This window comes from Terribacillus sp. JSM ZJ617, from assembly GCF_044383785.1.
In the GTDB taxonomy this organism is placed as follows: Bacteria; Bacillota; Bacilli; order Bacillales; family Amphibacillaceae; genus Terribacillus.
Map to the genome: position 1 here is coordinate 158,969 of NZ_JBISEQ010000004.1, position 26,519 is coordinate 185,487.

General features: G+C 43.8%; 29 protein-coding genes and 1 pseudogene. 5 read left to right on the top strand and 25 right to left on the bottom strand.

All coding sequences use genetic code 11. The annotated features are described in order from the left end of the window. Positions 1-14 precede the first annotated feature (14 nt). From ACH6C1_RS14340 to ACH6C1_RS14370, 7 genes are all read right to left on the bottom strand, one after another. On the bottom strand, positions 15-986 hold the full coding sequence (locus ACH6C1_RS14340) for an aldo/keto reductase (RefSeq protein ID WP_374078135.1): 972 nt from the start codon (positions 984-986) through the stop codon (positions 15-17). A gap of 228 nt (positions 987-1,214) precedes the next feature. Then, complete coding sequence (locus ACH6C1_RS14345; RefSeq protein ID WP_095223924.1) at positions 1,215-2,144, bottom strand: manganese-dependent inorganic pyrophosphatase; 930 nt, start codon at positions 2,142-2,144, stop codon at positions 1,215-1,217. 85 nt (positions 2,145-2,229) lie between these two features. Continuing rightward, positions 2,230-2,817, bottom strand: coding sequence for a DNA-3-methyladenine glycosylase (locus tag ACH6C1_RS14350; protein WP_374078137.1), 588 nt, complete (start codon positions 2,815-2,817; stop codon positions 2,230-2,232). Further along, positions 2,814-4,055, bottom strand: coding sequence for an MDR family MFS transporter (locus tag ACH6C1_RS14355; protein WP_374078139.1), 1,242 nt, complete (start codon positions 4,053-4,055; stop codon positions 2,814-2,816). The genes ACH6C1_RS14350 and ACH6C1_RS14355 overlap by 4 nt, the downstream gene beginning before the upstream one ends. A 99-nt stretch (positions 4,056-4,154) precedes the next feature. After that, positions 4,155-4,550: a large conductance mechanosensitive channel protein MscL gene (gene mscL, locus ACH6C1_RS14360; protein ID WP_374078141.1), complete on the bottom strand. Its 396-nt coding sequence runs from the start codon at positions 4,548-4,550 to the stop codon at positions 4,155-4,157. A 112-nt stretch (positions 4,551-4,662) separates the two neighbouring features. After that, positions 4,663-5,487: an ammonia-dependent NAD(+) synthetase gene (gene nadE / locus ACH6C1_RS14365; RefSeq protein WP_374078143.1), complete on the bottom strand. Its 825-nt coding sequence runs from the start codon at positions 5,485-5,487 to the stop codon at positions 4,663-4,665. Positions 5,488-5,621: 134 nt separating this feature from the next. After that, positions 5,622-5,777 (bottom strand): hypothetical protein, encoded by a 156-nt coding sequence (locus ACH6C1_RS14370; RefSeq protein ID WP_374078145.1) that lies wholly within the window; start codon positions 5,775-5,777, stop codon positions 5,622-5,624. A 156-nt stretch (positions 5,778-5,933) separates the two neighbouring features. Here ACH6C1_RS14370 and ACH6C1_RS14375 point away from each other — a divergent pair, with 156 nt between their 5' ends. Beyond that, positions 5,934-6,803, top strand: a complete 870-nt coding sequence (locus ACH6C1_RS14375) for an SDR family oxidoreductase (RefSeq protein WP_374078147.1) — start codon at positions 5,934-5,936, stop codon at positions 6,801-6,803. A 31-nt stretch (positions 6,804-6,834) separates the two neighbouring features. Here ACH6C1_RS14375 and ACH6C1_RS14380 read toward each other — a convergent pair whose 3' ends face one another. Next, complete coding sequence (locus tag ACH6C1_RS14380) at positions 6,835-7,794, bottom strand: cation diffusion facilitator family transporter (RefSeq protein WP_374078149.1); 960 nt, start codon at positions 7,792-7,794, stop codon at positions 6,835-6,837. 245 nt (positions 7,795-8,039) lie between these two features. Between ACH6C1_RS14380 and ACH6C1_RS14385 the strand changes: the two genes are divergently transcribed. Both ACH6C1_RS14385 and ACH6C1_RS14390 read left to right on the top strand, forming a co-directional pair. Then, positions 8,040-8,570: an HD domain-containing protein gene (locus ACH6C1_RS14385; protein WP_095223917.1), complete on the top strand. Its 531-nt coding sequence runs from the start codon at positions 8,040-8,042 to the stop codon at positions 8,568-8,570. A gap of 137 nt (positions 8,571-8,707) precedes the next feature. Next, positions 8,708-9,226, top strand: a complete 519-nt coding sequence (locus ACH6C1_RS14390) for a M15 family metallopeptidase (protein ID WP_374078153.1) — start codon at positions 8,708-8,710, stop codon at positions 9,224-9,226. Positions 9,227-9,252: 26 nt separating this feature from the next. Here the strand turns inward: ACH6C1_RS14390 and ACH6C1_RS14395 are convergent, their stop codons facing one another. Then, positions 9,253-9,441, bottom strand: coding sequence for a hypothetical protein (locus ACH6C1_RS14395; protein WP_095223916.1), 189 nt, complete (start codon positions 9,439-9,441; stop codon positions 9,253-9,255). 113 nt (positions 9,442-9,554) lie between these two features. Continuing rightward, the gene (locus ACH6C1_RS14400; protein ID WP_374078156.1) at positions 9,555-10,328 is read right to left on the bottom strand and encodes a glucose 1-dehydrogenase; all 774 of its coding nucleotides are present in this window, start codon (positions 10,326-10,328) and stop codon (positions 9,555-9,557) included. 676 nt (positions 10,329-11,004) lie between these two features. Between ACH6C1_RS14400 and ACH6C1_RS14405 the strand changes: the two are divergent. Together ACH6C1_RS14405 and ACH6C1_RS14410 are read left to right on the top strand one after the other, a co-directional pair. After that, positions 11,005-11,337: pseudogene (locus ACH6C1_RS14405) on the top strand (methyl-accepting chemotaxis protein); the annotation flags it as partial. A gap of 14 nt (positions 11,338-11,351) precedes the next feature. Beyond that, positions 11,352-12,179, top strand: coding sequence for a methyl-accepting chemotaxis protein (locus tag ACH6C1_RS14410; protein WP_374078158.1), 828 nt, complete (start codon positions 11,352-11,354; stop codon positions 12,177-12,179). A 30-nt stretch (positions 12,180-12,209) separates the two neighbouring features. On the opposite strand, the gene ACH6C1_RS14415 is transcribed toward ACH6C1_RS14410, so the two are convergent. From ACH6C1_RS14415 to ACH6C1_RS14485, 15 genes are all read right to left on the bottom strand, one after another. After that, the gene (locus tag ACH6C1_RS14415; RefSeq protein ID WP_095223912.1) at positions 12,210-12,806 is read right to left on the bottom strand and encodes a hypothetical protein; all 597 of its coding nucleotides are present in this window, start codon (positions 12,804-12,806) and stop codon (positions 12,210-12,212) included. A gap of 81 nt (positions 12,807-12,887) precedes the next feature. Continuing rightward, positions 12,888-13,697 (bottom strand): histidinol-phosphatase, encoded by an 810-nt coding sequence (locus tag ACH6C1_RS14420; protein WP_366248622.1) that lies wholly within the window; start codon positions 13,695-13,697, stop codon positions 12,888-12,890. After that, positions 13,694-14,593 (bottom strand): alpha/beta fold hydrolase, encoded by a 900-nt coding sequence (locus ACH6C1_RS14425; RefSeq protein WP_374078162.1) that lies wholly within the window; start codon positions 14,591-14,593, stop codon positions 13,694-13,696. Before ACH6C1_RS14425 ends, ACH6C1_RS14420 begins: the two co-directional genes overlap by 4 nt. Before the next feature lie 15 nt (positions 14,594-14,608). Then, positions 14,609-15,454, bottom strand: a complete 846-nt coding sequence (locus ACH6C1_RS14430; RefSeq protein WP_374078165.1) for an STAS domain-containing protein — start codon at positions 15,452-15,454, stop codon at positions 14,609-14,611. 104 nt (positions 15,455-15,558) lie between these two features. Beyond that, positions 15,559-17,265 carry an adenine deaminase C-terminal domain-containing protein gene (locus ACH6C1_RS14435; RefSeq protein ID WP_374078168.1) on the bottom strand — a complete coding sequence of 569 codons (1,707 nt, stop codon included), beginning with the start codon at positions 17,263-17,265 and terminating at the stop codon, positions 15,559-15,561. Positions 17,266-17,276: 11 nt separating this feature from the next. After that, positions 17,277-18,332 (bottom strand): ABC transporter ATP-binding protein, encoded by a 1,056-nt coding sequence (locus ACH6C1_RS14440; protein WP_374078170.1) that lies wholly within the window; start codon positions 18,330-18,332, stop codon positions 17,277-17,279. Between the two features lie 15 nt (positions 18,333-18,347). Further along, positions 18,348-19,136 carry an ABC transporter permease gene (locus ACH6C1_RS14445; RefSeq protein WP_374078172.1) on the bottom strand — a complete coding sequence of 263 codons (789 nt, stop codon included), beginning with the start codon at positions 19,134-19,136 and terminating at the stop codon, positions 18,348-18,350. A gap of 3 nt (positions 19,137-19,139) precedes the next feature. Beyond that, entirely contained in the window at positions 19,140-19,964 is an 825-nt protein-coding gene (locus ACH6C1_RS14450) for an ABC transporter permease (RefSeq protein WP_374078175.1), read from the bottom strand. Between the two features lie 24 nt (positions 19,965-19,988). Further along, positions 19,989-20,915, bottom strand: coding sequence for a nucleoside hydrolase (locus ACH6C1_RS14455; RefSeq protein ID WP_374078178.1), 927 nt, complete (start codon positions 20,913-20,915; stop codon positions 19,989-19,991). 11 nt (positions 20,916-20,926) lie between these two features. Next, positions 20,927-21,976 (bottom strand): ABC transporter substrate-binding protein, encoded by a 1,050-nt coding sequence (locus ACH6C1_RS14460; RefSeq protein ID WP_374078180.1) that lies wholly within the window; start codon positions 21,974-21,976, stop codon positions 20,927-20,929. A 165-nt stretch (positions 21,977-22,141) separates the two neighbouring features. Continuing rightward, on the bottom strand, positions 22,142-22,480 hold the full coding sequence (locus ACH6C1_RS14465) for a Na-translocating system protein MpsC family protein (RefSeq protein WP_095223902.1): 339 nt from the start codon (positions 22,478-22,480) through the stop codon (positions 22,142-22,144). A 135-nt stretch (positions 22,481-22,615) separates the two neighbouring features. Beyond that, on the bottom strand, positions 22,616-23,170 hold the full coding sequence (locus tag ACH6C1_RS14470) for an RNA polymerase sigma factor (RefSeq protein ID WP_374078183.1): 555 nt from the start codon (positions 23,168-23,170) through the stop codon (positions 22,616-22,618). 3 nt (positions 23,171-23,173) lie between these two features. Continuing rightward, the gene (locus ACH6C1_RS14475; RefSeq protein WP_374078185.1) at positions 23,174-25,111 is read right to left on the bottom strand and encodes a hypothetical protein; all 1,938 of its coding nucleotides are present in this window, start codon (positions 25,109-25,111) and stop codon (positions 23,174-23,176) included. Then, positions 25,086-25,982 (bottom strand): ABC transporter ATP-binding protein, encoded by an 897-nt coding sequence (locus tag ACH6C1_RS14480; RefSeq protein WP_374078188.1) that lies wholly within the window; start codon positions 25,980-25,982, stop codon positions 25,086-25,088. The genes ACH6C1_RS14475 and ACH6C1_RS14480 overlap by 26 nt, the downstream gene beginning before the upstream one ends. Beyond that, positions 25,979-26,362, bottom strand: coding sequence for a GntR family transcriptional regulator (locus ACH6C1_RS14485; protein ID WP_095223898.1), 384 nt, complete (start codon positions 26,360-26,362; stop codon positions 25,979-25,981). Before ACH6C1_RS14485 ends, ACH6C1_RS14480 begins: the two co-directional genes overlap by 4 nt. Positions 26,363-26,519: the final 157 nt, after the last annotated feature.

Below are 26,519 nucleotides of genomic sequence, written 5' to 3' on the forward strand. Positions count from 1 at the left end.
AAGAGAGAAATACCCTACTTTACTGCGGCATCCGCAAGCTCCAGATTCAGCCACTTTACTTCTTCCTCTGTCAGTTCGATATCAACGGCCGGCAGTGCTTCTTCTAATCGCTGTACATTTTTACATCCTACAATGGCACATGTCGGGAATTCTTGATGCAGGACATAAGCGACCGCAATCTGATTTGCTGTCACGCCTTTTTTCTCGGCAATTTCTGCTGCACGGTCAAAACGTTTCCAGTTGTCATCATTGTAATAAACTCGGGCAATTTCTTCATCTGTCACATGATTCCTATCATAAGTACCGGTAAAGAAACCACCTGCCTGAGACGCCCAGGAAATGACAGGCATCCCTGTATGGCGATGCCAGGCGAGATAGTCATTATCCAGAGCTACCGTCTCCGCCCATCGCACCTCGTTCAGCTGTGCAAGGCTCAAGTTTGGACTGTTTACAAACAGCCGGCTATATCCTTTGGCATCTGCATAGGCATTAGCTTCTTCAATGCGATCATACCGCCAATTGGAAACGCCATATACACCGATTTTTCCAGATTGCTGATGCTCATGCAGCATATCCATCAGCACCTGGACCGGAACACTTCGATCATCGCGATGTATGAGATAGATATCGATGAAATCTGTCTGCAGATTTTCCAAGCTATCATGCAGGTCTTTTGTAATTTCGGCAGGATCGACACGTTTCATTTCCGGGTGATGTGTACCATCCTTATCAATGTGGTAATGACCGCCTTTGGAGATGAGAATCACATCCTCACGGTTACCACGCTCCTGCATCCACTGGCCAATCAGCTTCTCAGCTTGGTATTTTGCGTATTTTGGGCCTGTATCAATCGTATTGCCGCCTGCCTGTAAGAAGGCATCCAGTACAGCGAATACATCATTTTTATTATCTTTGAAGAATTTTGTTGTTCCCAGGATTAATTTTGATAGCGGGCGCTCCATTCCTGGTATAGCTGTATATTTCATCCTGAAAAACCTCCCTTTTATTCTGAAAAGTAAGTAAGCAGTGTGCATTCCTATTCCCTTATTGATAAGAAAAATATCCTATGCCAGTACAGAAAAAAAACAGAGTTCTTGATTGGAAGAAGCTATTACGGGGTTGTTCCTCTGGGGCGTGTATATCCACTTTAGCATTATGGCCATGCCTACAGCAAATAAAATGAGCAATCACATAGTGTGACTGCTCATAAACCATTAGCCATTCATGACTTCTGTCAGAACTGGCACGATTTGTTTCTTGCGGGATACCACACCTTTAAGTGTAGCTGTGTTATTGGAAAGCTTCACTTGGAACGCTTTTTCGACAGCTTCTGTATCCGCTCCGATTGCGATGGCAGTGGAGTCATTTGTCAGGATATTTGTGATAGCGAAGAGATAGAGCTTCAAGCCTTTATCTGTGATTTTCTGCTTCATTGCTGCTTCCACTTCAGCTTGACGCACAAGAACATCCTGTTCATCTACAACGTTTACTTGTGCGATTTCCACTGTTGCATTTCCCATCTGGAATTCCTTCGCATCAAGTGTGATCAATTCCTCAGGAGTTTTCTTGCTTACATCAGCTCCAGCTTTCAGCATATCCAAGCCGTATGTATCCACGTCGACATCTGCAATTCCTGCAAGTTCTTTTGCAGCTTTAATATCCTGTTCCGTACATGTAGGTGATTTGAACAATAGAGAATCAGAGATGATGGCGCTCAGCATCGCACCTGCGATTTCTTTTGGAATCTCTACATCATGCTCTTTGTAAATTTTCTTGATGATGGTTGCTGTGCATCCAACTGGCTCTGCACGGTAATAAAGCGGATCAGCTGTTTCAAAATTAGCAATACGGTGGTGGTCGACAACTTCAATTACAGAAACTGTGTCGATATCGGAAACACTTTGCTGTTTTTCGTTATGGTCGACTAAGATGACTTGCTCAGCATCTCCATCAATTGCCTCAATCAAACGAGGTGCTTCCAATCCGAAGGTTTTCAAAGCGTATGCTGTTTCTTCATTCAAATCTCCCAGGCGGACTGCTTCTGCTTCCATACCTAGTTTATTTTTCAAATGCGCGTATGCAATTGCGGATGTAACCGCATCTGTATCCGGGTTCTTATGTCCGAAGACGAGTACTTTACCCACTGCCTATCTCTCCTTTTTGCATTGCCGGCGAGTGCCGGACATGATGTATTCATTTTACATGATTATAGCCATTTTAAAAAGTGACTCACCTGGAAACATACCTATTCCCATGCACCCAGAAGCGCCACGGAAAATCTTTGGCTTCCTGCGCATTCGGAATTCCGATTCTCGGCCCTGTTTCCACCTGTTCGGGTGAATACCCAGGAGCTATATATAATGGCGGATTGGTGAAATGACCGCCGTAGTGTGACTGGATTATGCCCATTGCCTGGCAAAGCTTACCAGGTCCATTGGTCAGCTCCCTCGTCTTGCGTCCAGGTCTGCGCGTTTCCATAAGTGCTATGCCTTCCTTCGGTTCAAGCGCCCGTATAAGGACAGCCTCCGGTATCTCAGCCTCTGCACTTACTACATTGAGCAGCACTTGACGATGCATCGTATACGTGTATATATGCCCGGGCGTATGGAACATGATTTCCGTCCGTTTTGTTCGCCGGTTATTAAAGCTATGCGCGGCGCGATCGAGTGCTCCTCGGTACGCTTCGGTCTCTACGATATAACCGGATGTGATCCCTTCCGGTGTTTCGTGTACAAGCAGGCATCCCAATAAGCTTTGAGCCAAATCTAGTGTAGGCTGCTCGTAAAATGACTGAGGCAGGGGCGGATAACTTGTCATCTAACATGCTCCTTCTTTAATACAGGTTTCGGATTTCTCTCCTTCCCTTTTAGCATTACCCAAACTCGGAATAAGAATGGGGCACCAATAATAACTAGGAAGGCTATGATTGTGAATATTGGAATCGGATGAACAGCATCGAAATGATCCAACAGCATGCCTCCAATCAGCGGTCCTGCCACACTCCCAAATCCTGTAAAGCCCATAGCTCCGAAATATGTCCCTTTCATATCGGGATTGGCAATCTCATCTATGAACATATCCGACATGGAAAATAACAGCACTTCTCCGATTGTAAAAAGAATGACCGCAGCTGCAATCCAGATGATCTCGTGCAAAAAGGCCATACTTAGCAAACTGAGGGCAATCAGTATATTTCCGAGCATCAACGACAATACAAGTGAATACTTTTTCGCAATAGCAACTATCGGATATTGCACAATCAGAACTGTCAACGCATTCAGCGTGAGCATCATGCTGAATAGCCGTGCTCCATCTTCAATGCTGGGCGCAGCTGCGAAAAACTGAGGCAGAGTGGCGCTGAAATGCGAATATCCGAACACACTGATGGTGACCCCGATCAGCAGGAACATAAACAGAGTGTCCTTTCGCGTCACATGGAAGGCTTCACGGACACTAATTATATTGGCTCCTGCTGCAGCTGTCTCTTCCACTTTGACTCGTAAAAATTGAAAAATAAGGACAAGTCCGTAGGCGAAATAAACCAAAGCTGCTATCAGAAATGGCGTGGTAGAAGCAGCAGAACCAAAGTACAGACCTAAAAGAGGCCCGAATACGACACCTATGTTGATTGCTGTATAGCGCATATTGAAAACGAGTAAACGGTTCTTTTGATCGGTCACATCCGACAATAGAGCTTTGGACGTCGGCTCGAACAACGAACGGCATAATCCATTCAGTGCATTCATGACAAAGAATACCCAAATAGCATCCGCCAATGCGAATCCTACGAATACCCCGCACCAGCCGAATATGCTGATACCGATGATTATCTTTCTTCCGAATCGATCAGAAAAGTATCCGCCATAGAAGCTGGACAGGATACCGACCAAAGAACTGATAGCGATGATCAAACCAGTGAATCCTGCTGACGCCCCTTTCACCTGCGTCAGATAAATTGCCAAAAAAGGAATACTCATACTAGTTGCCATCCTGCCGAACACCGTTCCAATGATGATTGTCCAGCTGTAAGGATGGAGTGTGCGTAAAACGTGCATGCTGTCTCAACTCCTCGTAATCCAAATTATAGCAGATTACAAGGCTTCTGTTTTTCCATTCCCGGCCTGGTTATAAATTAATCAAAAAAAGAACCAGACTCATGTCTGATCCTTCATTTTCTCTTCATTTTTCAATAGGTCGCGGATTTCTGTGAGCAGCTCTTGTTCCACTGAAAGTTTCTGGACAACCTCTTCTGTCTGCGGCTGTTTGCGTTTTAATTTATTCATGACTTTAACGACCATGAATAATGCTAAAGCTATCAAAAAGAAATTAATGACAGTTTGAATGAATGCGCCATACTTTACTACAGCACTGCCAACAGTGAACTGCAGCCCGCTAAAGTCATGCCCTCCTGTAATGATACCGATAAGCGGCATGATGATATCGTTGACGAGGGAAGTCGTGATAGCACTGAACGCTGAACCGATCACTACGGCTACAGCCAAATCCACGACGTTACCGCGTAACGCAAACTCTTTGAATTCCTTGAGCATAGTATGTATACCTCCTTAAAGCTAGTACCATTCTTACGCATCTGATTCCCTTTTTCAAGTATGGCCATTACAAAAATAAAAGAGACCCCTAGAGGGAGTCTCTTCTTTCACATTAAAGTTCTTTCCACCAATCATCATGGATGGTGGCAGGCATTTGCCGTTTATGCGTTGTTTTGAAATAACGATCTTCCAAAAGTTTAGCTGTCTTCTCTTCGATAATTTTCCCTTCTAGGTAATCATCGATATCCTCATAAGAGAGTCCGAGTTCTGTTTCATCAGCTTGTCCCGGATTCTCATCTAGTAAGTCAGCTGTTGGCGCTTTTTCATACAGACGCTCTGGTGCCCCCAGCTCGATGAGAAGCTGTTTACCTTGCCGCTTGTTCAGACCGCTCAGCGGAAGGATGTCTGCTCCGCCATCTCCGTACTTCGTGTAGAAACCGGTAATAGCCTCTGCAGCATGATCTGTTCCGATGACCAGCAGCCCTTCCTGACCTCCGATAGCATATTGGGCGATCATGCGCATACGCGCCTTGATATTTCCTTTATGATAATCTGCAAGCTTGTCTCCAGTTGCATCTTCGTACGCCTTTGCTGCTTCTGAAACTGGGGATTTGATATTGTAAACATAAGATTCAGCCGGATCAATGAAATCCAGTGCCAGCTGTGCATCTTCTTCATCCGCTTGCTCTCCATGAGGCAGACGAACAGCAGCAAAGGTCACATCCTTGCCTTCCTTCTTCAGCTCTTCGATTGCCAATTGCGCAAGACGTCCAGCCAAAGTAGAATCCTGACCACCGCTGATACCAAGGACGAATCCTTTTGCACCGGTCTTCAGCAGGTAATCTTTCAGGAAGTCGATTCGGCTGCGGATCTCCTTTTTAGCGTCTATAGTTGGTTTTACTTGCAGCTCTGAAATAATTCTGGATTGATTAGACATAATTTTGCCTCCTCGATAATGTTGATAGTACTCTTTTCCCTCTCAACCTGGAACGTAATCTATTTATGTATCATGCTCTCTTTTTCTAGTATAAACCAATCGTACCTTAAAAGACGAAAAATAAAACCCGCGGATCAGTTCTCCGCGGGTTTTCTGTTCAGATATGCTTCCATATCCTCCATTGTCTTTTCCATACGCTGGACATCTATATCAAAATCAAGGTCTGTTGAACGAAAGAATGGATCGTCAAATGTGAAAAGCTCTGCAATGTAGTTTTCATAAGCTCGCATCGCAACCATCTCCTTTCCAATTCTTCTTTCGTCTATTCTAGCCTAAATCCCTGCCGAAAAAAACCCATCCAAAGGAACTTATTCGCAGGCCTCGCGTTTTAGAACATGCTGTTTTTGCAAATAACTATCTTTATGGAATATAAGGAGGTTAAGAAAATGGATTTATATGATTTTATGAAAGACGGCAACCCTGGAAGGAAACAAAACCGCCAGCCCGGAATCCAGCAAGAAATGGATCCGCTACCGATTGAAGAATTCGAACATTGGAAGGGAAGCGGAAAACTGCAGGGCAAGGTTATCCTTATTACAGGAGGAGACAGCGGTATCGGGCGTGCTGTAGCTATCGCTTATGCAAAAGAAGGTGCTGACGTAGCGATTTCCTATCTGGATGAACAGGAGGACGCGGAATACGCAAAGATGCGGATTGAACAGGAAGGCGTCAAATGTGTGCTGTATCCTGGAGATATAAGTGACGCTGCTTTTTGCGAAAATCTTATCAAACAAGTAATAGAGGACTTCAATAAGCTTGATATCCTGGTCAACAACGCTGCACGTCAGGAAGTACAGAACGATTTAACGGATATTACGCCAGAACAGCTTGAACGGACTTTCCGGACCAATTTCTTCAGCTACTTTTATCTGACACGCGCCGCCCTGCCGCATCTTGGAAAAGGAAACTGTATTATTAATACGTCTTCCGTCACTCCATATATCGGCAACCCTACATTGATCGATTATACGTCCACTAAAGGAGCGATCGTTGCTTTCACTCGATCATTGGCAAAAGGGTTGGCTTCCAAGGGAATACGTGTGAATGGAGTTGCACCTGGACCGATTTGGACCCCGCTCATTCCTGCTACCTTGCCGCAAGACGGAATCGGAAACTTCGGTACCCAGACTCCTCTCGGCAGACCTGGCCAGCCCGTCGATCTCATCGGCAGCTACGTTCTCCTGGCTTCTGATGAAGCTGCCTACATTACTGGACAATTCATCCACGTAAACGGCGGCGATTATATGTCTTCGTAATAAGAATAAGGAAGCCGCATATGCGGCTTCCTTATTCTTTGCTTTTCCATGCTTGATTTTTATCGTCTTCGTCAAATTCAATAATGACATCCGTTACGCCTCTATGCTCCATGATTTGGGCTTCAAGCCGATCCTTGATGTCATCAGCGGCAGCTACCGTAATTGTCGGGTCAATTTCCAGTTTAGCTTCGACATGGAAGGATTCCCCTTCTTTTACAACAGTCATTTCCTGCACATCTCTTACATCTTTATCAGCAAACAAAATGTCTCCGATTTTGTCAGCCATCTCTTCATCCGCTTCCCCGATGACACCAGCTGCATTATCAAGGAAAACGCGTCCTACGACAAGAAACATCATCGCGCCAATTATAATAGAAGCAATTCCTTCCGCCTGGTAAAACGGTGTGTAAGCAGCTATCAAAATGGCGATGATGGCAATCAATCCGCCGCTAGTAGCAACCAAGTCTTCCATAAAGACCAATTTTGTAGCTGGTTTTGCACGTTTTACATGCACGAAGCTCATCGGAATAACCGCCAGCCCTTTAGCACCTGATTCACTCTCATGGGCAATCTCACGCATCGCTTTAAGCAGTACGAATCCCTCAAGTATGCAGCCTAGTGCAAGAACTGTAATACTGATCCATAATCCTTCAGATTCAGATGGATGGGCCAGATGCGTAATCCCTTCACGAATGGTTTCATAAGCAAGGATACCTACGATCAGGACTGCACCGAGCAGCACCAAGTTGACAGCTCGGCCAAATCCTCCCGGGAACCGCTCTGTCGGGGCTTTTTTACTGAGTGCAGAACCGACATAGACGAACAGCTGGTTAGCAGCATCCCCAAAACTATGCATCGTCTCTGCAAACATTGCCACATTCCCTGTCAACAAGAAAGCCCCTCCTTTGACAAGTGCAATGACCAAATTGACCACTGCAGCCAATGCGGCTGATTTACTTCCCTGGCGTAACAAGCTTACATATTCCTTCATGCTGTCTCTTCCTTCTTTGTAATTTTTATATGTAGCAGTTTATGGTAACAATATTTTTAGCATAGCATAAATTGAATGCAACGCTCCCCCCTTTTGCTCAAGGCTCAGGAAGGCAGGATGTTTTAGTTTGAGTAGAAACGGTTATTCCATATACATGAAATCCCCCGTTTTTTTCACTTGCAGTCTTTCGCTTAACGTGTTAATATCTTGAACAATATACTTTTACAGAGAAAGGAGATAAAGAAATGAGAAAAGTGACATTAGAGCAGATTTATACACACCCAATCGCACAGAAATACCTCGGACGTTCCGGACAGGCGCATGCCATATCGGTGGCGGAACACGCACTGGCTATAAGTGAGAAAAAGCAGGTTGATCCAGACATGGCGGTCAAAGCTGCATTGCTGCATGATATTGGCCATTATGAATGGTATAGCGATGGAAAATGGGATTACGATATGTATAAACAGAATGATATCCATGCTATTAAGGGTGCTGCCCGTGCGCATAAGCTCTTGATTCGTTTAGGTGAAGAGCCGCAGGCCGCCAAAGCAATTTCCTTGGCTATCCTTCTGCATACAGATTCTTACCTGCCTGAGCATAATTTGAAGCTTGACCCATTACAGCAAGTAGTAGCGGAAGCAGATACAGCTGATGAAGAAACAGGCGGTGCACATCATTACAAGACCATATCTCAGCAAGAAGCACTGAAACGCATCCGGAAATTGGACGCAAGCATCGAGAAGCGCATGATGAGACAAGTCCAGACAAGCTGATCATGTCCGCTTCCCTCCCCCCTTCCTTAAATCTCCTATTTTTCCTTTCAAAACTTCGCTTCAAAACGTGCAATCTAGTACCTATTCCGCTATGCTAGAATATAATATACAAGATTTCAAAAAGGAGAATAGCGAATTTGCACTGGAAAAGGATTATAGTAACTACTTTGCTTATGACAGTTGCAGCGTTGATCCTATTCGGCTTTTTGCATATAGAGCAGCTTCCGCCCAATCAAACCACTCCCACTGATTCCATGAATGCAGATGACATTACCGGACTACATCCTACAGTAGAAAAAAACATGCGTAAATTAATAGAAAAAACTTCTGACATCGGTATCTCCATTATAATTACGGATGACTATCGTTCCAAGGAAGAACAAGACAAGCTCTACGCCCAAGGACGCACAACGGACGGACAAATTGTCACCCAGGTCCAAGGCGGGGAATCCATGCATAATTATGGACTTGCCATTGACTTTGCCCTGGAACCAGAACCAGGCAATGTGATCTGGGATATGGAATATGACGGGAATAAGAACGGGAAATCCGACTGGATGGAAGTAGTCGAAATTGCCAAAGATCTCGGCTTCGAATGGGGCGGAGATTGGCCAGGATTCAAGGATTACCCGCATCTGGAAATGCATATTGACTAAGGAAAAAGCGCCCCCATGGGCGCTTTTTAGTTAGCCAAGACAAGATAAGCGCTAAAACTGATAATATAGATAGCAAAACAAAAAACGGCTACGCGCATGTAATTACTTGTGAGATCGAACAACACCTTCAAACCATTGGACAAAATAGCTGCAATTGTAAGTACAAAGGTAAGTCCCAACATCAGCATAGCACTCAAAAAGACGATCTGCTCCATGTGGATTCTCTCCTTCTTTAAGTTCTATTACGTCTTATAATAGAAGGAAAGCAGCATGAGCTCCTGTCATTCCGGTAACATTAATTGCCGGGAAGTGACGATTATGTCACCTCTTACAGTTCCAACTGAGACGGGTACAGTGTCATACCTCCATCGACGAAAAGAGTAGTACCTGTGACATAGCTCGCTTCCTTGGATGCAAGCCACGCAGCAGCTGCTGCAATCTCTTCTGGTTTACCAAATGACTGCATCGGTATTTTCTTCATCTGTCTAGCTTCGTTTTCCGGCTTGGTATCTTCGTTCCGCTCCGTATCAATTGTTCCTGGCGCAATAGCGTTTACTCGGATTCCGTTTGCTGCATACTCAAGTGCCATTGTTTCGGTCAATAGCTTGATACCGCCTTTGGATGCTGCATAATGACTGTCCGAAGGCTTCGGTATTTGCTGGTGTACACTAGACATATTGATAATGCTGCCTTTCACATTATTCTCGAGCATATAACGAAGAGCTACCTGGCCGCCAAGGAATGTGCCAGTCAGGTTTACATCAATGACACTTCTCCACGTATCCTCTTCCATTTCATGATACGGCTGCGGCTTGCTAAAGCCTGAGTTATTCACCATTACATCCAATCCGCCGAATTCCTCCAAAGCCGCATCCAGCAATTTCCGAACCTCTTCTTTCTTGGAAACATCAGCTTGAATGACAACGGCTCTTCCGCCAGCTTCCCGAATAGTCTCAGCTGCTTGATTAGCACCATCTTCATCCCCATGATAATTGACGACAACATTCATGCCTTCTTGTCCGAAACGCTCTGCGATTGCTCGCCCAATACCTTTGGAAGATCCAGTGACGATAGCTGTCTTTCCTCTTAAATCATCATACATGCAGATTTCCCCTCTCCCGATTTATGTTCTTCTCTGCTTTTCCCCCAATCTTGCAAACAGAAACTTTTCTACAAATTATGACAAAATAGGACTTTTTCTAGTGGTACTCTTCACTTCCTGGTACTTCTTACCGATATAAAGGAAAACCATGTGCAGAGGAGCTCATTTTATGAATTCTACGTTACAGGCAGTAGTCAATATTGCCCCTATTATAAAAGATACGCTTGGACCGACAGCTGCGATGGGTGTGCTGGACACCGAAAAGTTTATTTACTTTGCCCCTTCCACACTCTTATCACTAGACATTGAAGCCGGAAGAACAAGACTGGATGAACATGAAGTTTATTTGCGCGCTATCAAAGGAGAGCATATTGTCTTTTCCATCACGGAAGATTACGAAGCGCTTGGTGCACCAGTCGTAACCTCCATTACCCCGATTCGCGATATGGAGACGAATGAAATCGTCGGCTTATTATCACTATCACGTACATTGGAGCATCAAGAGAAGCTAGATAAAGAACTTAACAAATTAAATCAAGTAATAGATGCACTACAAGGAAAAGTACAGCATGTCGCTGCACAGGCAGAAGAACTCTCTGCCACAAGCAGTGATATCAATGAGCAGGCAAATAGCGCCAACCAAAACTCCCGCCAAATTGGTGAGGTAGTACAATTAATCGAACAGATCTCTACACAGACCAATTTACTTGGTCTTAATGCAGCCATCGAGGCAGCTCGCTCTGGTGATGCAGGAAAAGGGTTTGGTGTCGTTGCAGATGAAATCAGAAAACTTTCCGATAACACGAAGGAAGCCGTCCAAACGATAGGCAAGTCCTTGACTGAAATACGATCAAGTATTGAAAACCTGACTCTTAGCATAAATGAAGTATCTACCTCCTCTGAGGAACAGTCAGTAATAATGGTCGAGTTCATGGATGATATTCAGGCTTTGGATGAAAAGAGCAAACAGATAATCGAAACAATGAAAAAAGTAACAAACCAAGAATAAGGAGGTTATACATTATGCACCCTACGATACAAGCTTTGGTACATCTAGCACCGGAAATCAAAAAGAATGTTGGAGAAAATAACGTTGTTGTCGTTACAGATACGGAGAATTATGTTTATTTCTCTCCTTCTAAGGATTTGGATGTCGGTATTAAAGTCGGCGAATTCGCTTTTACAGAAGATAATGATCTTCTACGTCAAGCGCTTCAAGGCGAAAAAGTACAAGTACATATTCCAAAAGAAAGATACGGTATTGGGATGCAGAATTCTGCCAACCCAATTAGAGATGAGAACGGTGAGATTGTAGGCGTTCTTCAGATTACCAAAACATTGAAAGATGAAGAAATCTTGGATAAGCAGCTTGATGAGTTACGCACAGTTGTAAGCAGCCTACAAGGAAAAGTACAACAAGTAGCAGCTCAAGCAGAGGAACTTTCTGCTACGAGCACAGATATTGATAGCCAGGCATCCCATGCAAATGAAAACTCTCAGGAAATCAGTAAAGTTGTGCAACTAATCGAAGATATCTCCACACAGACGAACCTACTAGGCTTGAATGCAGCTATTGAAGCAGCTCGCTCTGGTGACGCTGGCAGAGGATTTGGTGTCGTTGCAGACGAAATCCGCAAGCTCTCTATCGGTACAAAGGAAGCTGTCGGAACAATCGGCCAATCCCTTCAGGAGATCCGGACAAATATGGAGAACCTTACGTTGAGTATAGGCGAGGTATCTACCGCTTCAGAAGAGCAATCCCGTGTAATGGTAGAGTTTATGGAAGATATTCAAAATCTCGATACGCAAAGCAATGATATAGGACAATATATCAAAGATATCACTAATTAAAAAATCGCCTCCCTAAGGGAGGCGATTTTTTTAAATAGATTGCTTGTTATTAGGAGTAGGCGGTGTTGTTTTAGTAGTAGGTGCTGTAGTTGTTTTGTTGATAGGCTGGCTCTTTTGTTCATCAGAACCGCTATTGCCTTCATTTTTTGACTTTGTCATCGGATTGCTCGGAGCACTTTCCGGTTTGGCTTCCATTAATTTGTTAGAAGCTTCCTTCGCTTTACTGCCTGCATTTTTCAAATCTTCCTTCACTTCTTTTACTGTGCCAAGGGCAGATTTAGAATCCTCTTGGACATCGTTGACAGAAGACATAATTTCATTTTGAGCTTTATCGTAAACATTCTTAACGTCATTAGCTGCATCCTTTGCAAGCTCAGTTGCATCCTGCACTTTGGACATAACCTGTTCCTTCGTGCCTTGCGGATCCTGTTTCGCTTCTTTTACGAAGCTGACAACTGTATCCTTTGCCACGCCGACATTTTGAAATACCTTTTGACGTGTCTGTTTGTTAAGTAAAACGATTGCCGCACCTGTAACTGCTCCAGCAACTGCACCGGTCAATAGTTTGGAACCTGCTTTAGCCTGCTCTTTCACTTCTTGCTTGTCTACTTGTTGTGCTTGTACCATCATAATCACTCCTTAGCTTTTTGTTTACCGTATTGCTGTATAAATACCCCGTCATAATGAAAGTAAACAAAAAAACTGTAATTACAATGGCAGTACCCTTTTTTGCTTTTGCACGAAATAGACCATTTCCTTGAATCCGATATCCTTCAAACGCTCTTTCACTTTATCGAAATCCTCGCCGATCCGGGATGGTACATGGGCATCAGAGCCAAAGGATATGTCCACGCCATAATGCAGTGCCCGCTCTAAAATCCGGTCTGAAGGATACCATCCGCCTACTGCCTTCGTCCCTCCGGATGTATTCACTTCAATTGCAACACCAGTTTCCCCGATAACTTTTAAGGTTTGTTCAATCGCATGATCTGCAGGAATCTCAGAAAACGCAGGATAAAAGCCTTTCATCGCATCAATATGGCCAAGCACTTGAAATATGCCGCTTTTAGCCGATTGCTGAATCATATCGTAATAAGTTTCTTTCACCCTGATGTGGTCTGCTTCTGATAAGCCATCCCATCTGCCTTGCTTGAAGATATTCACTTCATCAACATAGTGAACGGAACCGATAATATAATCGAATGGATACTTTTTATAGTAGTCCGCATATAAAGCAGCATGCTGCGGGAAGAAATCACTCTCTACACCTAAAAGGACATGAATCTGATCCTTATATTTCTCTTTCAGTTGCAGCACTTCCTGTACATATGCTTCAAATCCGCTGATCGGCATCGCAATACCAGGATAAAGCTGATCTTCCTCACTGTAGAAATAAGGAGAATGATCCGCTATCCCGATATAGTGCAAGCCTTTCTCAATCGCAGCAATAATATAATCCTCTATTTGTCCTTCAGCGTGCCCGCATCGATAATGATGTGTATGCAAATCGAATGTCATACCCCTACCCCTTCGGCTACTTGCGTTTTTTCTACCAGGAATTCTTTAATCAGCATATTGACGATTTCCGGCTGCTCATGGTGCACCCAATGTGTCGCATCATCAATATATACCAGCTCGTAATCGGAACAGTACTTGGTAGATTCCTGCGCCAGTTTCTTTAAAAGGAATTGATCCTTGATTCCCCAAATAATCTTGGTAGGCACATGAACCATCACTGCATTCTTTTGGCCGTACACGCTGATGTTATCCTTTTCTGTCAATGCTCGGTACCAGTTCAACATGCCTGTCAGCGCACCTGGCTTAGACCATGCTTCTTTATAATTATCTACATCCATCTGAGAAAACGTACCTTCTTGGCTGAACTTTGTCAAAGCCATTGCAAGACCGTAATAGTCATTAGCCGCCAATGATTTTTCCGGTACATCCTGCATTTGGAAAAAGGCCATATAAGAGCTCTTGAACCACTGCAGCGGATTGGTTGCGAGTATTTTTGGCATAGCTGCAGGATGCGGCATATTGATAGCAATGAATCTCTCTACATGTTCCGGCCGAGTGACTGCCAGATGCCAGCCGACAGCTCCACCCCAGTCATGGCCAATGATAATTGCTTTCTCTCTTTGGAAGAGACGGATCACTGCTATAACATCGTCACGGAGCTCGTCCAATACATAATTGGCCGTACCTTCTGGTTTATCACTCAAATTATAGCCTCGCTGATCAAGGGCAAGCACTCGGAATCCTTCTTCTGCAAGCGGAACGATCTGTTCCTTCCACCCATACCAGAATTCCGGGAAACCATGCAGGAGTATCACCAATTTACCATCATTCGGACCAGCTGCAGCCATATGCATGTTCATTCCATTCGCTTTTACCGTCAAATGCTCGACTCTCATTCATATCCTCCTCGTCTAACTTCGGGTCAATCCATAATGCGACAATGCCTGCTGCAAGGAATTATAGAAAAGTATATCCCCCACCTGTCTATCTCCTCCTAAAGTCTGTGCCAAATCTGGACGGACACCGGAAATTGCACAGTTTATTCCAAGCATCTGCAGGATCTGCACCATCTGTCTGAGTTTTTCCCTTACCAGTGCATCTGTAAAACTCGCTCCTGACATATCTATGAAGAGCGTTTCTATCCCTTTTTCCTTGCAAGCTTGCGGCATATGCCCGACGATCAGCTCTGCCCTCCGCTCACTTATTTCTCCGACCAATGGAAAAACACCGATACCTTTCATGATTGGAATAACAGGTGAACTAGTCTTATGGATTACTTCGCGCTGACTTCTGATTTTCCTGTCTGTCAGCTCATAATAGAACTTTGTGAATTTATTGATGACTTCATCTAGGGCACGATGAAGATTCTTCGACCACCGGATGACCATCGCAGGCGTGACATCCTCTTTGTGCTCTTCTGTAAATGACTCGATAAATTCCCAAATGACCGTTCCTGATTTCCCTACTGCCTGCAGCACTTCATGAATTGGTGTATTGGTCTTAACTCGGCTATTCGCCACTTTTTCTACCCATATTTTGAGATTCTGACTATATTGCTCTTCGTCCTCCAAAAGTGCACTGGCAACGGTGACGATTGTCATTCGGTGCTGTTTTCTTAATTTCGCACGCATCTCTTTTCCAGCATCATCTGCATAGATCGAATCTTTGTAGTCATATAATAATGCGGCCCATCGATCTGTTATATATGAGGCGTTGTCCATGATATAGTCATATAATGCTTTGTTCATACCTGGCATGCGATTCTCCTTCATCTTTTCTCATTTGCCTTTATTATAACGGAACCGCCGAAGCGCTTCTATCTTGAGCACGTAAAAAAGGAGTCTGCCGATGCAGACTCCTTCTAAACTCCCAAAGGTACGATATGTCCCTCGTTCACCCTGATATAGCCTTGATCCGTCAATTTCAATGCAGGACTCACCGGCAGCGAAAGGGTACTGATCGACATAAGAACATTATAATGCTTGTAACCGAGTGATTTAATAGACTTTGTCAGGTCAGAAACTTGTGCTGCCACTTCCTTCAATGGTGCTTCCGACAGAATACCCCCAACAGGCAATTGCACCATAGATAGAACTTGACCATCCTTCACACAGCAGATGCCGCCTTGATGACGAATCACTTCATTTGCCGCGAGGACCATATCATCTATATCACGACCGATAACAAGCAAGTTATGGTTATCATGCGAATATGTAGTGGCAATCGCCCCCTCTTTCAGCATATCCCCTGTTAACAGACCAAAGGCACGATTACCGTTCTTCCCATATCTTTCCGCAGTCATGACAAGCGCAAGTCCTGCTTCCTGCCATTGCACCTGTCCAGATTCAATAGCCAAACGAACATGCCGTTCTGTCGTGAATGTCGAACCATCTTTTATTTCCATAACACGGTACTGAGCATCACTTTCGTCTGTTTCATTCAATAGAAGAAAATCGTCATGCCTCAGTTCATCCAGCTTAATGCTCTCATAGTAGAATGGAGGAAATTGTGGTTCAAGAACGATTTGCTCCTTTACAGCGTCCTTATCGTAAACTTGTTGTCCGCGCTTGAAAACCTCTTGGATGGAGAAGGTATGTAAATCATCAAGCAAGATGAAATCAGCTATCTTCCCAGGAGCGATTATACCTCGGTCCTTCATCTGCATTCGTTTTGCAGGTGCAGCAGTAGCTGCATATATTGCCTGCTCCGGCTTCATCCCCATATCTATAGCCTTTTGGACAAGCTGGTTCAGGTGCCCTTCTTCCAGCAATTTATCTGCCATGACGTCATCCGTTACAAAGCAGAAATGTTCACTTACATCGTTTTCAATTACGTAATCTACGATTTCCTGCGTCATAGATTTTTCCTGCAATTCTACAAACATTCCTGCATTGATTCGCTGCTCCATGCCTTCCACTGTCTGATGCGTATGATCGGAATCGACACCGGCATAAATCATTCGCTGCAATTCAAGATTCAAAAGCTTTGGTACATGACCTTCAATAATTAATTGGGGATATGCTTGTCTTACATGCTCCAGGATACGATTCGTCTTACTATCAGGAGCTGATATAACATCATAATAGTTCATAATCTCACCAAGGCATTGTATATTACCTGACAGCACCAGCGAATCGATATCATGGATATCAATCTCTCCGCCTGTCGTCTCCATCGATGTGGCCGGCACGGAGCTCGGAATAGCATAAAACATGTCCACAGCGCAATCCGCACTTGCCTCCATCATACTTTTCACACCGTCTACTCCGAAAACATTTGCCATCTCGTGGGGTTCAGGCACAATAGTCGTCACGCCGTTTTGAATGACGCCATAAGAGAAGGATGAGGGCGTAATCATCGTACTCTCAATATGCAAATGAATATCAATCAAACCTGGTACCATGTACCTTCCTGCTCCATCTATCACATTTTCTGGCTGCAGTTTATCGGTATCTTTCTTACCGATATAAAGGAATTTCCCATCCAGCATAGCAACATCGGCATCGATGAATTTCTTTCGATAGCTGTTAAATACCCGCACGTTGCGGATCAGTAAATCAACAAGCATGGTACACCCTCCTAATCGACGAGCACGATTTGTTTCTTTGGAATCTCGAGTAGAACGTCCTGGCCATTTGCCAGTGGTGCTGCTGCAGCATCATTTACGGTGAACTGTCCAATACTCGTTTGCACTTCATATTGATAACTGCGGCCTAGATACGTGCTGATCAGTACTTTCCCTTGTACAGCATTCTCCACCGACATTGGTGCTGCATCCACTGGATACAGACGCAGATCATCCGGTCTGATTGCTCCTACCAATCCAGCGGCATTGTCCTGCTGCTGGACAGTTAAAGTTATTCCTTGTACAGTTGCAGCGATTTCATCTGCCTCCTGACGTCGGCTGTCGAATTGGATGAAGTTCTTGAATCCGATGAAGTCCGCGACAAATTTCGTCTTCGGCTGTCTGTAAATAGTAGCAGGATCACTTAACTGTTCAATGATCCCTTTATTCATGATGGCTACCTTGTCCGAAATGGAAAAGCACTCTTCCTGGTCATGCGAGACGTATACTGTCGTAATCCCAAGCTCTTGCTGTATCCTTCTGATTTCCACGCGCATATTCACACGCAGGTTGGCATCCAAGTTGCTTAAAGGTTCATCGAATAACAGGAGATCCGGCTCAATGACTAACGCTCTGGCAATTGCGACACGCTGCTTCTGTCCGCCTGACAATGCAGCTGGAAAGCGTTCTTCGAAACCTTTCAAACTGACAATATCAAGCACCCGCAGCACTCTATCCTTGATCGACGCTTTCGATACTTTTCGCTGACGCAAGCCGAAAGCAACATTATCGAATACCGTCATATGCGGGAACAAAGCATAATTTTGAAAAACAAATCCGAAATTGCGTTTGTTTACCGGAACTTTCGTATAATCCTTCTCGCGGAACAAGAATTTACCTTGTTTTGATTGCAGGAATCCAGCAATCAAACGAAGCGTGGTCGTTTTCCCGCAACCACTTGGACCAAGAAGGGAAACGAGTTCCCCTTCTCCGATAGACAAATTGAAGTCTTGTAGAATAGCTTGTTTCTGATAAGCAACCGTGACATCCTGCAGCGTAAACAAAGACATGATAAAGCCTCCTAATTACCGTTTCGTGAAATAAGATAAGCCAAGCAACCGTTCGACAAAGAACATGAATAAAGCTGTGATGATCATCAATACAACGGATAAAGCAGCGATTGTCGGATCGAAGTAATTCTGCACATACGTGAGCATTTCAATTGGCAGTGTGCTTACGCCAGGTCCAGTCATGAAGACTGAAATGTCCACATTATTGAATGATTCCAGGAATGCTATCAGAACTCCGGCAATGATACCGGATTTGATATTCGGCAGAACTACTTTGAAGAAAGTACCGATTCTGCTTGCCCCTAAACTGACTGCCGCCTCTTCGATGGAAAAATCAAAGTTAGCCAGGCTTGAAGAGACGACACGGATAATGAAGGGCAGCATAATGACAGTATGCCCGATAAACAGACCTGCATAGATCGGAAGCTGATAGTATGTTATGAAAAAGCGCAGGAACGTAAAACCTAGCACGATACCCGGAATGATGATCGGGGATACGAATATACCTTCCAAAAACGCCTTCCCTTTAAAATCGAATCGATTCAAGGCATAAGCTGCTGGTATGCCGATCAACAGCGCAAGCAGGTTGCCCGCCAAGGAGAGATAGATGGAAACCTTGAACGTTTCCAGAAAGCCGCTCACCTCGAATATATTTTTATACCAATCGAGCGAGAAGGATTCTGGCGGAAACCGAAGTACCGTCCCTTGTTCAAAAGAAGTGACAGAAATAATCACCAATGGCCCAAGCAAGAAAACGAATACTAGAAACGTGAATATACCAAGTCCTATATTTTTTTCCCGCATCGTCTACCTCCTCGGATTCAATCTATTTGCCAGTAAATTCATGCATGTGATGACAATGAGCGTCACAACAATCATGATGGCAGCTAGAATACTGGCCATATGCCAGTCGTTTAATGTATTAGCATTTTGATAGAGCAGCGTCGAAAGGACACGCTGCTGACCTCCTAGCAAAGCAGGTGTCGTATACGCGGTAAAACTGCCGACGAAAACCAGAATAGCACCAATTACTAAACCAGGTACGCAAAGCGGCAGGACTACCTTCGTAAACACTCCAAATCGGCTAGCACCAAGGCTCGCTGCTGCCGTCAGCAAATCTGACTCAATACTTTCCATAACACCAACCAATGTAATGATGGTCAATGGCAGGAAGAGGTGGACAAGCCCGATGATGACAGCAGTTGGCGTATACAGAATTTCCAAAGGTTCCTGTATAATGCCAATTCCCATCAATGCTTCATTGACCAGCCCATTGCGGCCAATGATGACCATCCAGCTGAAGGAACGCACAACAGGACTTGTCAGCAGCGGGAATATAGTCAAAATCAACAGGACTGCCTTCATTTTCGCAGACAATCTTGCAATAAAATACGCAGCCGGGAAACCAATCACCATACAAATGATAGTAGTCAAAAGGCTTACCCGCAGGGTTGTCCATAGAATCTCCAAAAAGTATGAATCCCGGAAAAGACTGGCGTAATTGCTTGTATCAGCTGCTGCTTGATTTGGAAAGAAGGTCGAAATGATTGTCATGCCGATTGGGACGAGCATGAAAATTGTTAGAAATAGAACCCCCGGCAAGATCAGGAGATACTTATAATAATTTCGCATAATGATTAACTCCCGTTCTTTTGTCTAAGCGTTCAACAGCTTGAGAAAGAGGTCGAAGAAACGAGCTTCATCGAGCTCTAGACAAACATGCATATTCGCTGGATGTCCTAGCCGGTTCTGGAAATCGCAGACAGTCTGACCGTCACAGTAGGTACTGTTTGTTTCCATCGCAACGTGCAGCCATTCTGTTTTTACCAGCTCGGAATCGATCGCAATGGCAACGGCTAGCGGGTCATGCATTGCACAAGCCCATACGCCATTCCGCTCAAAATAGCTATTGCGGTATGTCGCAGTGCTTGTCCGAACATAATCCTGTAATACTGGATTATGTATTAAATCAATATGTTCATCCTTCAGCAAAGCACTTCTCGTAACGTCCAGTCCGACTTGTGTTAAGGACTGGAACCCTGCGTCGAAAACAATGGATGCAGCTTCTGGGTCAGCGAACATGTTATACTCCGCCACCGGCGTCACATTGCCAACCCCTTTCACGACACCACCCATAAAGATGACCTCTCTCACTGCCGATACAATTTCAGGATACTGCTGTACGGCCTCAGCCAGATTAGTCAGTGGACCTGTCATGATCAATGTGATGTCGCCTGGTGCGGCCATGACTTGGTTTTGTATAAAATCAGCTGCAGATTGTTCTTGTATCTCACGGTGCGTAGCAACACCTTTCAGTGCGCCTCCAATACCGTCTTCTCCATGCACACGATGCTCGAAATGAGGTTTCCGGGTCAGCGGTTTGGCAGCTCCCGAGAATATAGGAGTCTTATCATCTTCAAGCAGATCGAGTATCTTGGCTGTGTTGGTCGTAGCTGTTTCCAAAGAGACATTGCCGCTGACAGTCGTGATACCAACGACATCCAGCGCCTCGCTTTTCACAGCAAGCATGATTCCAATTGCATCATCAATACCAGTATCTACATCCAATATGACTTTCTTCATCATGCTCCCCCTCACTTGGTCACTTCTTTATTCCAGCGATCGATCCATCCCTTAGAGTTCTCGACTAGGAAGTCTGCTGGCAGGACATGTAGTTCCTCGATGACATCTTCACCGTACGTAACACCTTCCTGCTCTTCATCGGAAAGTACCACTTCTGTATTAACCGGAGAATCCACCTTCGCTTTTGCTGTCTTTTCTTGTACTTCTGTACTCAGCTGATAATTGATGAATTCCTCAGCCAATTCTTTTTGATCGCTGTCTTTCACTACGTTAACTGTATTCATGACAGCATATCCGCCTTCTTCAGGTGTAACAAATTCAGCTTCGGGAACTGCTTCCTTCAAAGAACTGAAATACATTTCCATAATCGGTCCGCCTGCGATTTCGCCTTGTCCAAACATATTGACGAACTCGGATGTTTGATTATATTCATTTACGATATTAGGCTTCAACGCTTCGAGCTGTTTGAATGCTGCATCTTCATTGAATGAATCATTGCCGCTTACTTTGGAAGCTGCATCAAGGAACATCGGTCCTGTTGTAGTCGTAATTCCAGGAATCGCTACATTACCTTCCCACTCTGCACTCCACAGATCCTTCCATGATGCAACGGATCCTTTCACCATTTCAGGATTATAGGCAATCCCGAACTGGCCGATTGTGTATGCTGGTCCATATCCTTCACCGTTAGGAGTCTTGGCTGCATCATAGATCTTATCCAGGTTTGTCAGCTTGGAAGAATCCAGCTCCTCGAACAAGCCATCATCCACCCCTTGCTGCGCGTAATAGTCAGATAGATAGACTAAATCAACGTCTGAGTTGCCTTGTCGTATTTTGTTCAATCGTTCTGCGTTATTTCCTGTTTCTACTACAATGTCGACATTGTGTTCCTCTTCAAATGGCGCATACACATCTTCATTGAAGAAATCTTCCGAGAAACCCCAAGTAGAGATGACAAGCTTTTCTTTCCCAGCACCAGCACTGTCACTGCCACAAGCAGATAAAGTAAGTGCAGAAGCGATTGCAGCTGAACCCAAAAGCATTTTAATACGACCATTCATGTGAAAAACCCCCATATAGTTAGTGATTTATAAAAGCAAAAAAAGAAGACAATCTTAATAGAATGCGAGCATTCTACTAGATCATCTTCTCTTCGATAAACAAAGGTCAGACCAATCAAGCTTTTCTATGGCATAAACCGTACACCAGATGAATCCGGTGTTGGCTTAACTGCCTAAGACAATATTGGTAAAAGCACGTTGAGAGGCTGCGTCGTAATCTCGTAGTATAGACTCAATGTGCCATTCCGTTTCGGTATTAAGTTTTTCTGCCAAGCGTTTTTTGTACAGCATGGATAACCGGAAGTCGACCTCCTGCTTCAAGCTGGGAGCCTCGCCTTCCAAAGCTGCAGATCGCGGTGAACGCCGATGCTTGGCTTGGATGGTGATGATGTTCTGATCGATGGAAACCTTCAATAATGTCGTTCCGACACCGAACAATTCCTTCGACACATCATTGTACATATGTGACAGCTTCTTCTTGATTTCATTGCTATTCTCTAGCATGCCAACAACCACCTGTCATGTATGCGGTAAGGTCATTATACATACTTTAACAAACCAATTCAATATATTGTTCGGATTTAAATGATTTTTTCTTATTTTTACTCCGTTATTGTTCACCAAAAAGGGAGACAGGCTTTACCATGTCTCTCTTACCATTATCATATCGCGGTTTGCCCGCTCTGCTTTTATTAGTTGCTTTGCCCTATACAATCGAGTCTTCACTGTTGATTTGGTTAAAGATAGGTTAGCAGCAATTTCACTTTCTTTCATATCATTCACATAACGCAACGCGAATACTTCTTGGAGCTTCGGTTTCAGCTTTCGAATATCCTGCTCGAGTTCACGTTTCGTCTCCCGCAGTTCGACCTCTTCCATGACGATATGCTCGAGATAATGCTGCTCAAGCTCCCAGCTGGCCAATTCTATACTAATGAACTTGCTTTTACCTTCTTTGCGAAGCATATCAATGGCTGTACGTGAAGCAATTGTTGCAAGCCATGCACCTGCCTTCGACACATCCTCCAGCTTGTCCAGATTACGATAAGCTTTGATGAACGTCTCTTGCGCCGCATCCTCTGCCAGCTGCGGATCACGCAGCACCTTCTGCGCTGCATGATATACCCGCTGATGGTAGAGCGAATAGATATGCTGAAACACCGACTCCGTCACATATACATACTCGCTAGCCACGCTTTATTCCTCCAGTTGGTTTTTGATTGATTCGGGGAGGTCATCGTATTCGATAGAGAGCTCATCTTGCATACTCTGTCCCCTGTTAAGGTTGAAAGTTACAAAAGCGGAATCCTCTTCTTCGCTATAGTAAGTAATGTGATCGAGTATTTGCTTGATTACATCTTCATCTTCTATAGTTACCGTATTATTCCGTTCGGAATCCTCCAAATCAATACTTGATATATCCTCGGAATATACTTTTAGATCATCATAAAGCCCCGCATCCTGTAATACTTTAATCGTATTTTTATCACTGTCATCAAAATTTGCATAATAGTAATCTTGATCTTTATTAGTCATTAGATCCACTGAATAAGTTAGTGCTTCCTCTGAATACGCCTGTGGATCTTTAAGCTCTATATCTTTCTTGATAGCCTCAATAAGCGCATGTATCAATTCTGGATCGGAAATCCTGGTGCTGCTTTGCTTAATGTTATTTGATTGTACATCCACAGCATAAATTTCATCGGACTCAATATTAAAGACTGCGTTATTTGCATACTTATACGCCTTTGATCCTTCAATCTTATGCTGCAGACTTTTCAGTTCAGGATTGTCATCAAGAGAATACGTATATGATCTAGCTATCTTCTTTCCGTTTTTCAGCTCATAAACGACGAACGTGGAACGCAAATTTCCTTCATACCAATCATCTACCCTCGGAGTATCTATTGCTTGCTCATGTAAATCCCGAACCAACTCTATATCTTGCTTATCAGTGAAATATAGCGGTTTAATACCCGGTTGCAAATATTCCCGATCCTCTGTGTAAGTATAGGTATCTCCAAAATAAACTCTTTCAATGTTGTCAGCGGAAGGAATCTTATTTTCATAATTCTCTTTAACTAGATTCACAGCAATAAGAACAACTGCTAAGGAAATTGCGAATATCAGATAAGATTTGTAGTTACTATAAACTCTCCATGTTTTATTCAATATCGCTTCAGCTATAATAAACCCGATTAGCGATCCTGCAACATAGCCAAATATAACCCAAGCAAATGACGAAGACGCAATATGGAAATAATAACCGCCTGCCATCATAAAGCTGAAAGTCACGCCGTATTGGAAGACAGGTCGCAAGAAAGGAAATACAATTGCTTGTGAAGTAGCTTCCATTTGCCGGTGAGCGTATAACCAGAAAGCAGCCAGATATAATAGCAAACCCGCGGCTGCATATGCCGACATCACAATCCAGGAAAAATCAGAACCAGGAGCAAAGTTAACAAAGAAATACGAGATTGGTGAGAATTTAAAAATCGCCATATCTGCATAATAATCCATCGGGTAACCTACGAATAAAATGCTCATATTCGCAATTAGCAGGAGAGCAAGACCCGCTGGAAGCAAGACTAAGATATAAGTTAGTACAAAGTGCATGGAAAACATTCCTGTTATCATGCCTGTGAAAACCGTGGCCAATAACATAAAAGTATTAAGAAATAGCATTATGCCCAGCCAAGATAACACATGCATCCCATTAAAATAATCCCCTATGCCAGTGAAAGCCTGTAAACCAATCAGAATCAGCGCATTCAATACAATAGGAATGAATAATAATATCAGTCCTACAACTAGATGGTGATGATACAATGACGTCCTCTTAATAGGCATACTGTGGATGAAATCGGATACTTGTTTCTTATGCAAGTAACGCAATAATAATATCCCCAGAAGCACTGGCACTGTAATGGACAGAAGCCACTGGACATCCGGAATATATAGGAAAAGATCGCCCTTTTCCATATATTCTCTATTTGGCAGATCAGAATACTGGATGATAATTTGTATCGGCAGAATTAATAGTAGAGCTAAAAAATATAATACACTTAACCAACCAACCTGTCGGACATCATGCAAAATGATTTGCTTCTTAATCAAGGATGTTTTCGATGGCATAGCCAGCACCTCCCATTTCATAGATAAAGATTTCTTCCAAGGATAGCGGCAGCATATCCAGTACGACTGGGTTTTGTGCTGCAAGTATTCCTTCTAACTCCTGATGGTCTGCTTTGACGATCAGCAGATGGATGCTCCCGCGTTTTTCCTGGTGAAGGATATTTAATTTTTCTAAGAAACTCATATCCTGCCCTTTGCGCAAAGCGAACTGAACCTTTTGCACCTCTGTCTTCATATCATCCAGATTCCGCTCCAGAATCATTTTTCCTTTATGTACGATTCCAACGTCATCACAGAGGTTCTCCATTTCCCGCAGATTGTGGGAAGAAATAAGGACGGTCATCTCTCTCTCCGCTACGTCATTGATGAGTAAGCCTTTAATTCGCTGCCGCACAACTGCGTCTAATCCATCCAGCGGTTCGTCCATGATTAGAAAATCCGGCTTTGCTGCCAATGCCAGACAAAATGCCACTTGTCGCTGCATCCCTTTCGAAAAGGTAGAGACTTTCTTGTTCTCCAGTTTGAATTGGCTGATCAGCTGGTCATATCGCTGCTGATCCCAATTTGCATACATATCCGCATAAAATTGCCCCATCTGCTTCACTGTATACTGCGGGAGAAAATAAAGGATATCTGGCATGAAGATGATGCGCTGTTTCATTGCCACATTTTCAAATACCGTTTTGCCGTCTACCAGGACAGACCCTTTGTCTTGCTTCAGTATACCGGCAAGAATACGCATTATAGTTGTCTTTCCTGCGCCGTTCGAGCCAAGTAGACCGTAAATCGTCCCTTTTTTAACCTGAAAACCAACTTGGTCCAACACTTGTTTCCGGTCAAATTTTTTACTTAATTCTACTGCTTTGATCATTTTTCGCTTCCTCCCCCATTAAGCAGTTGCTGCTCCACCACATTTCGAATTTCATCTGCTGTCATACCGATATACAGTGCCTCGGTAAGCAGTTTTTTCAATTCCTCCTGCATCTGCTTCACCTTTTGCGGATCGACCTGTAAACTAATCGCGTTCACGAAACTCCCCCGTCCCTTTACGGAATAGATCAATTCTTGATTTTCAAGCTCCCGGTATGCTTTTTGGATTGTATTCGGATTGATCGTCAGCTGCTGGGCGAGCTCCCGTACCGAAGGAAGCTTCTCGTCCGTTTCCAGCACCTGATTGATGATCAGTTCTTTGAACTTATCAACGATTTGTTCATATATCGGCTTGCCGCTTCGCAAGTCAAGTTCAAACATGTATTCACCTCATTCGAGATTCTGTATTAACTGTATTAGTTATAGTAGTACACTTGATACACAAAAGTATACACCAGCACTTTCCATTTGAAAAGAACTTTTTTCCAAAAAATAAAAAAAGCCAAATCATAAGATTTAGCTTTTCCAATAAATCAAT

What these genes read in the sequence shown, in the direction of transcription:
- ACH6C1_RS14340 (WP_374078135.1), bottom strand. Translation starts at nt 986, where the DNA reads ATGAAATATACAGCTATACCAGGAATGGAGCGCCCGCTATCAAAATTA.
- ACH6C1_RS14350 (WP_374078137.1), bottom strand. Translation starts at nt 2,817, where the DNA reads ATGACAAGTTATCCGCCCCTGCCTCAGTCATTTTACGAGCAGCCTACA.
- ACH6C1_RS14355 (WP_374078139.1), bottom strand. Translation starts at nt 4,055, where the DNA reads ATGCACGTTTTACGCACACTCCATCCTTACAGCTGGACAATCATCATT.
- mscL (WP_374078141.1), bottom strand. Translation starts at nt 4,550, where the DNA reads ATGCTCAAGGAATTCAAAGAGTTTGCGTTACGCGGTAACGTCGTGGAT.
- nadE (WP_374078143.1), bottom strand. Translation starts at nt 5,487, where the DNA reads ATGTCTAATCAATCCAGAATTATTTCAGAGCTGCAAGTAAAACCAACT.
- ACH6C1_RS14370 (WP_374078145.1), bottom strand. Translation starts at nt 5,777, where the DNA reads ATGCGAGCTTATGAAAACTACATTGCAGAGCTTTTCACATTTGACGAT.
- ACH6C1_RS14375 (WP_374078147.1), top strand. Translation starts at nt 5,934, where the DNA reads ATGGATTTATATGATTTTATGAAAGACGGCAACCCTGGAAGGAAACAA.
- ACH6C1_RS14380 (WP_374078149.1), bottom strand. Translation starts at nt 7,794, where the DNA reads ATGAAGGAATATGTAAGCTTGTTACGCCAGGGAAGTAAATCAGCCGCA.
- ACH6C1_RS14385 (WP_095223917.1), top strand. Translation starts at nt 8,040, where the DNA reads ATGAGAAAAGTGACATTAGAGCAGATTTATACACACCCAATCGCACAG.
- ACH6C1_RS14395 (WP_095223916.1), bottom strand. Translation starts at nt 9,441, where the DNA reads ATGGAGCAGATCGTCTTTTTGAGTGCTATGCTGATGTTGGGACTTACC.
- ACH6C1_RS14400 (WP_374078156.1), bottom strand. Translation starts at nt 10,328, where the DNA reads ATGTATGATGATTTAAGAGGAAAGACAGCTATCGTCACTGGATCTTCC.
- ACH6C1_RS14410 (WP_374078158.1), top strand. Translation starts at nt 11,352, where the DNA reads ATGCACCCTACGATACAAGCTTTGGTACATCTAGCACCGGAAATCAAA.
- ACH6C1_RS14415 (WP_095223912.1), bottom strand. Translation starts at nt 12,806, where the DNA reads ATGGTACAAGCACAACAAGTAGACAAGCAAGAAGTGAAAGAGCAGGCT.
- ACH6C1_RS14420 (WP_366248622.1), bottom strand. Translation starts at nt 13,697, where the DNA reads ATGACATTCGATTTGCATACACATCATTATCGATGCGGGCACGCTGAA.
- ACH6C1_RS14425 (WP_374078162.1), bottom strand. Translation starts at nt 14,593, where the DNA reads ATGAGAGTCGAGCATTTGACGGTAAAAGCGAATGGAATGAACATGCAT.
- ACH6C1_RS14430 (WP_374078165.1), bottom strand. Translation starts at nt 15,454, where the DNA reads ATGCCAGGTATGAACAAAGCATTATATGACTATATCATGGACAACGCC.
- ACH6C1_RS14435 (WP_374078168.1), bottom strand. Translation starts at nt 17,265, where the DNA reads ATGCTTGTTGATTTACTGATCCGCAACGTGCGGGTATTTAACAGCTAT.
- ACH6C1_RS14440 (WP_374078170.1), bottom strand. Translation starts at nt 18,332, where the DNA reads ATGTCTTTGTTTACGCTGCAGGATGTCACGGTTGCTTATCAGAAACAA.
- ACH6C1_RS14445 (WP_374078172.1), bottom strand. Translation starts at nt 19,136, where the DNA reads ATGCGGGAAAAAAATATAGGACTTGGTATATTCACGTTTCTAGTATTC.
- ACH6C1_RS14450 (WP_374078175.1), bottom strand. Translation starts at nt 19,964, where the DNA reads ATGCGAAATTATTATAAGTATCTCCTGATCTTGCCGGGGGTTCTATTT.
- ACH6C1_RS14455 (WP_374078178.1), bottom strand. Translation starts at nt 20,915, where the DNA reads ATGAAGAAAGTCATATTGGATGTAGATACTGGTATTGATGATGCAATT.
- ACH6C1_RS14460 (WP_374078180.1), bottom strand. Translation starts at nt 21,976, where the DNA reads ATGAATGGTCGTATTAAAATGCTTTTGGGTTCAGCTGCAATCGCTTCT.
- ACH6C1_RS14465 (WP_095223902.1), bottom strand. Translation starts at nt 22,480, where the DNA reads ATGCTAGAGAATAGCAATGAAATCAAGAAGAAGCTGTCACATATGTAC.
- ACH6C1_RS14475 (WP_374078185.1), bottom strand. Translation starts at nt 25,111, where the DNA reads ATGCCATCGAAAACATCCTTGATTAAGAAGCAAATCATTTTGCATGAT.
- ACH6C1_RS14480 (WP_374078188.1), bottom strand. Translation starts at nt 25,982, where the DNA reads ATGATCAAAGCAGTAGAATTAAGTAAAAAATTTGACCGGAAACAAGTG.
- ACH6C1_RS14485 (WP_095223898.1), bottom strand. Translation starts at nt 26,362, where the DNA reads ATGTTTGAACTTGACTTGCGAAGCGGCAAGCCGATATATGAACAAATC.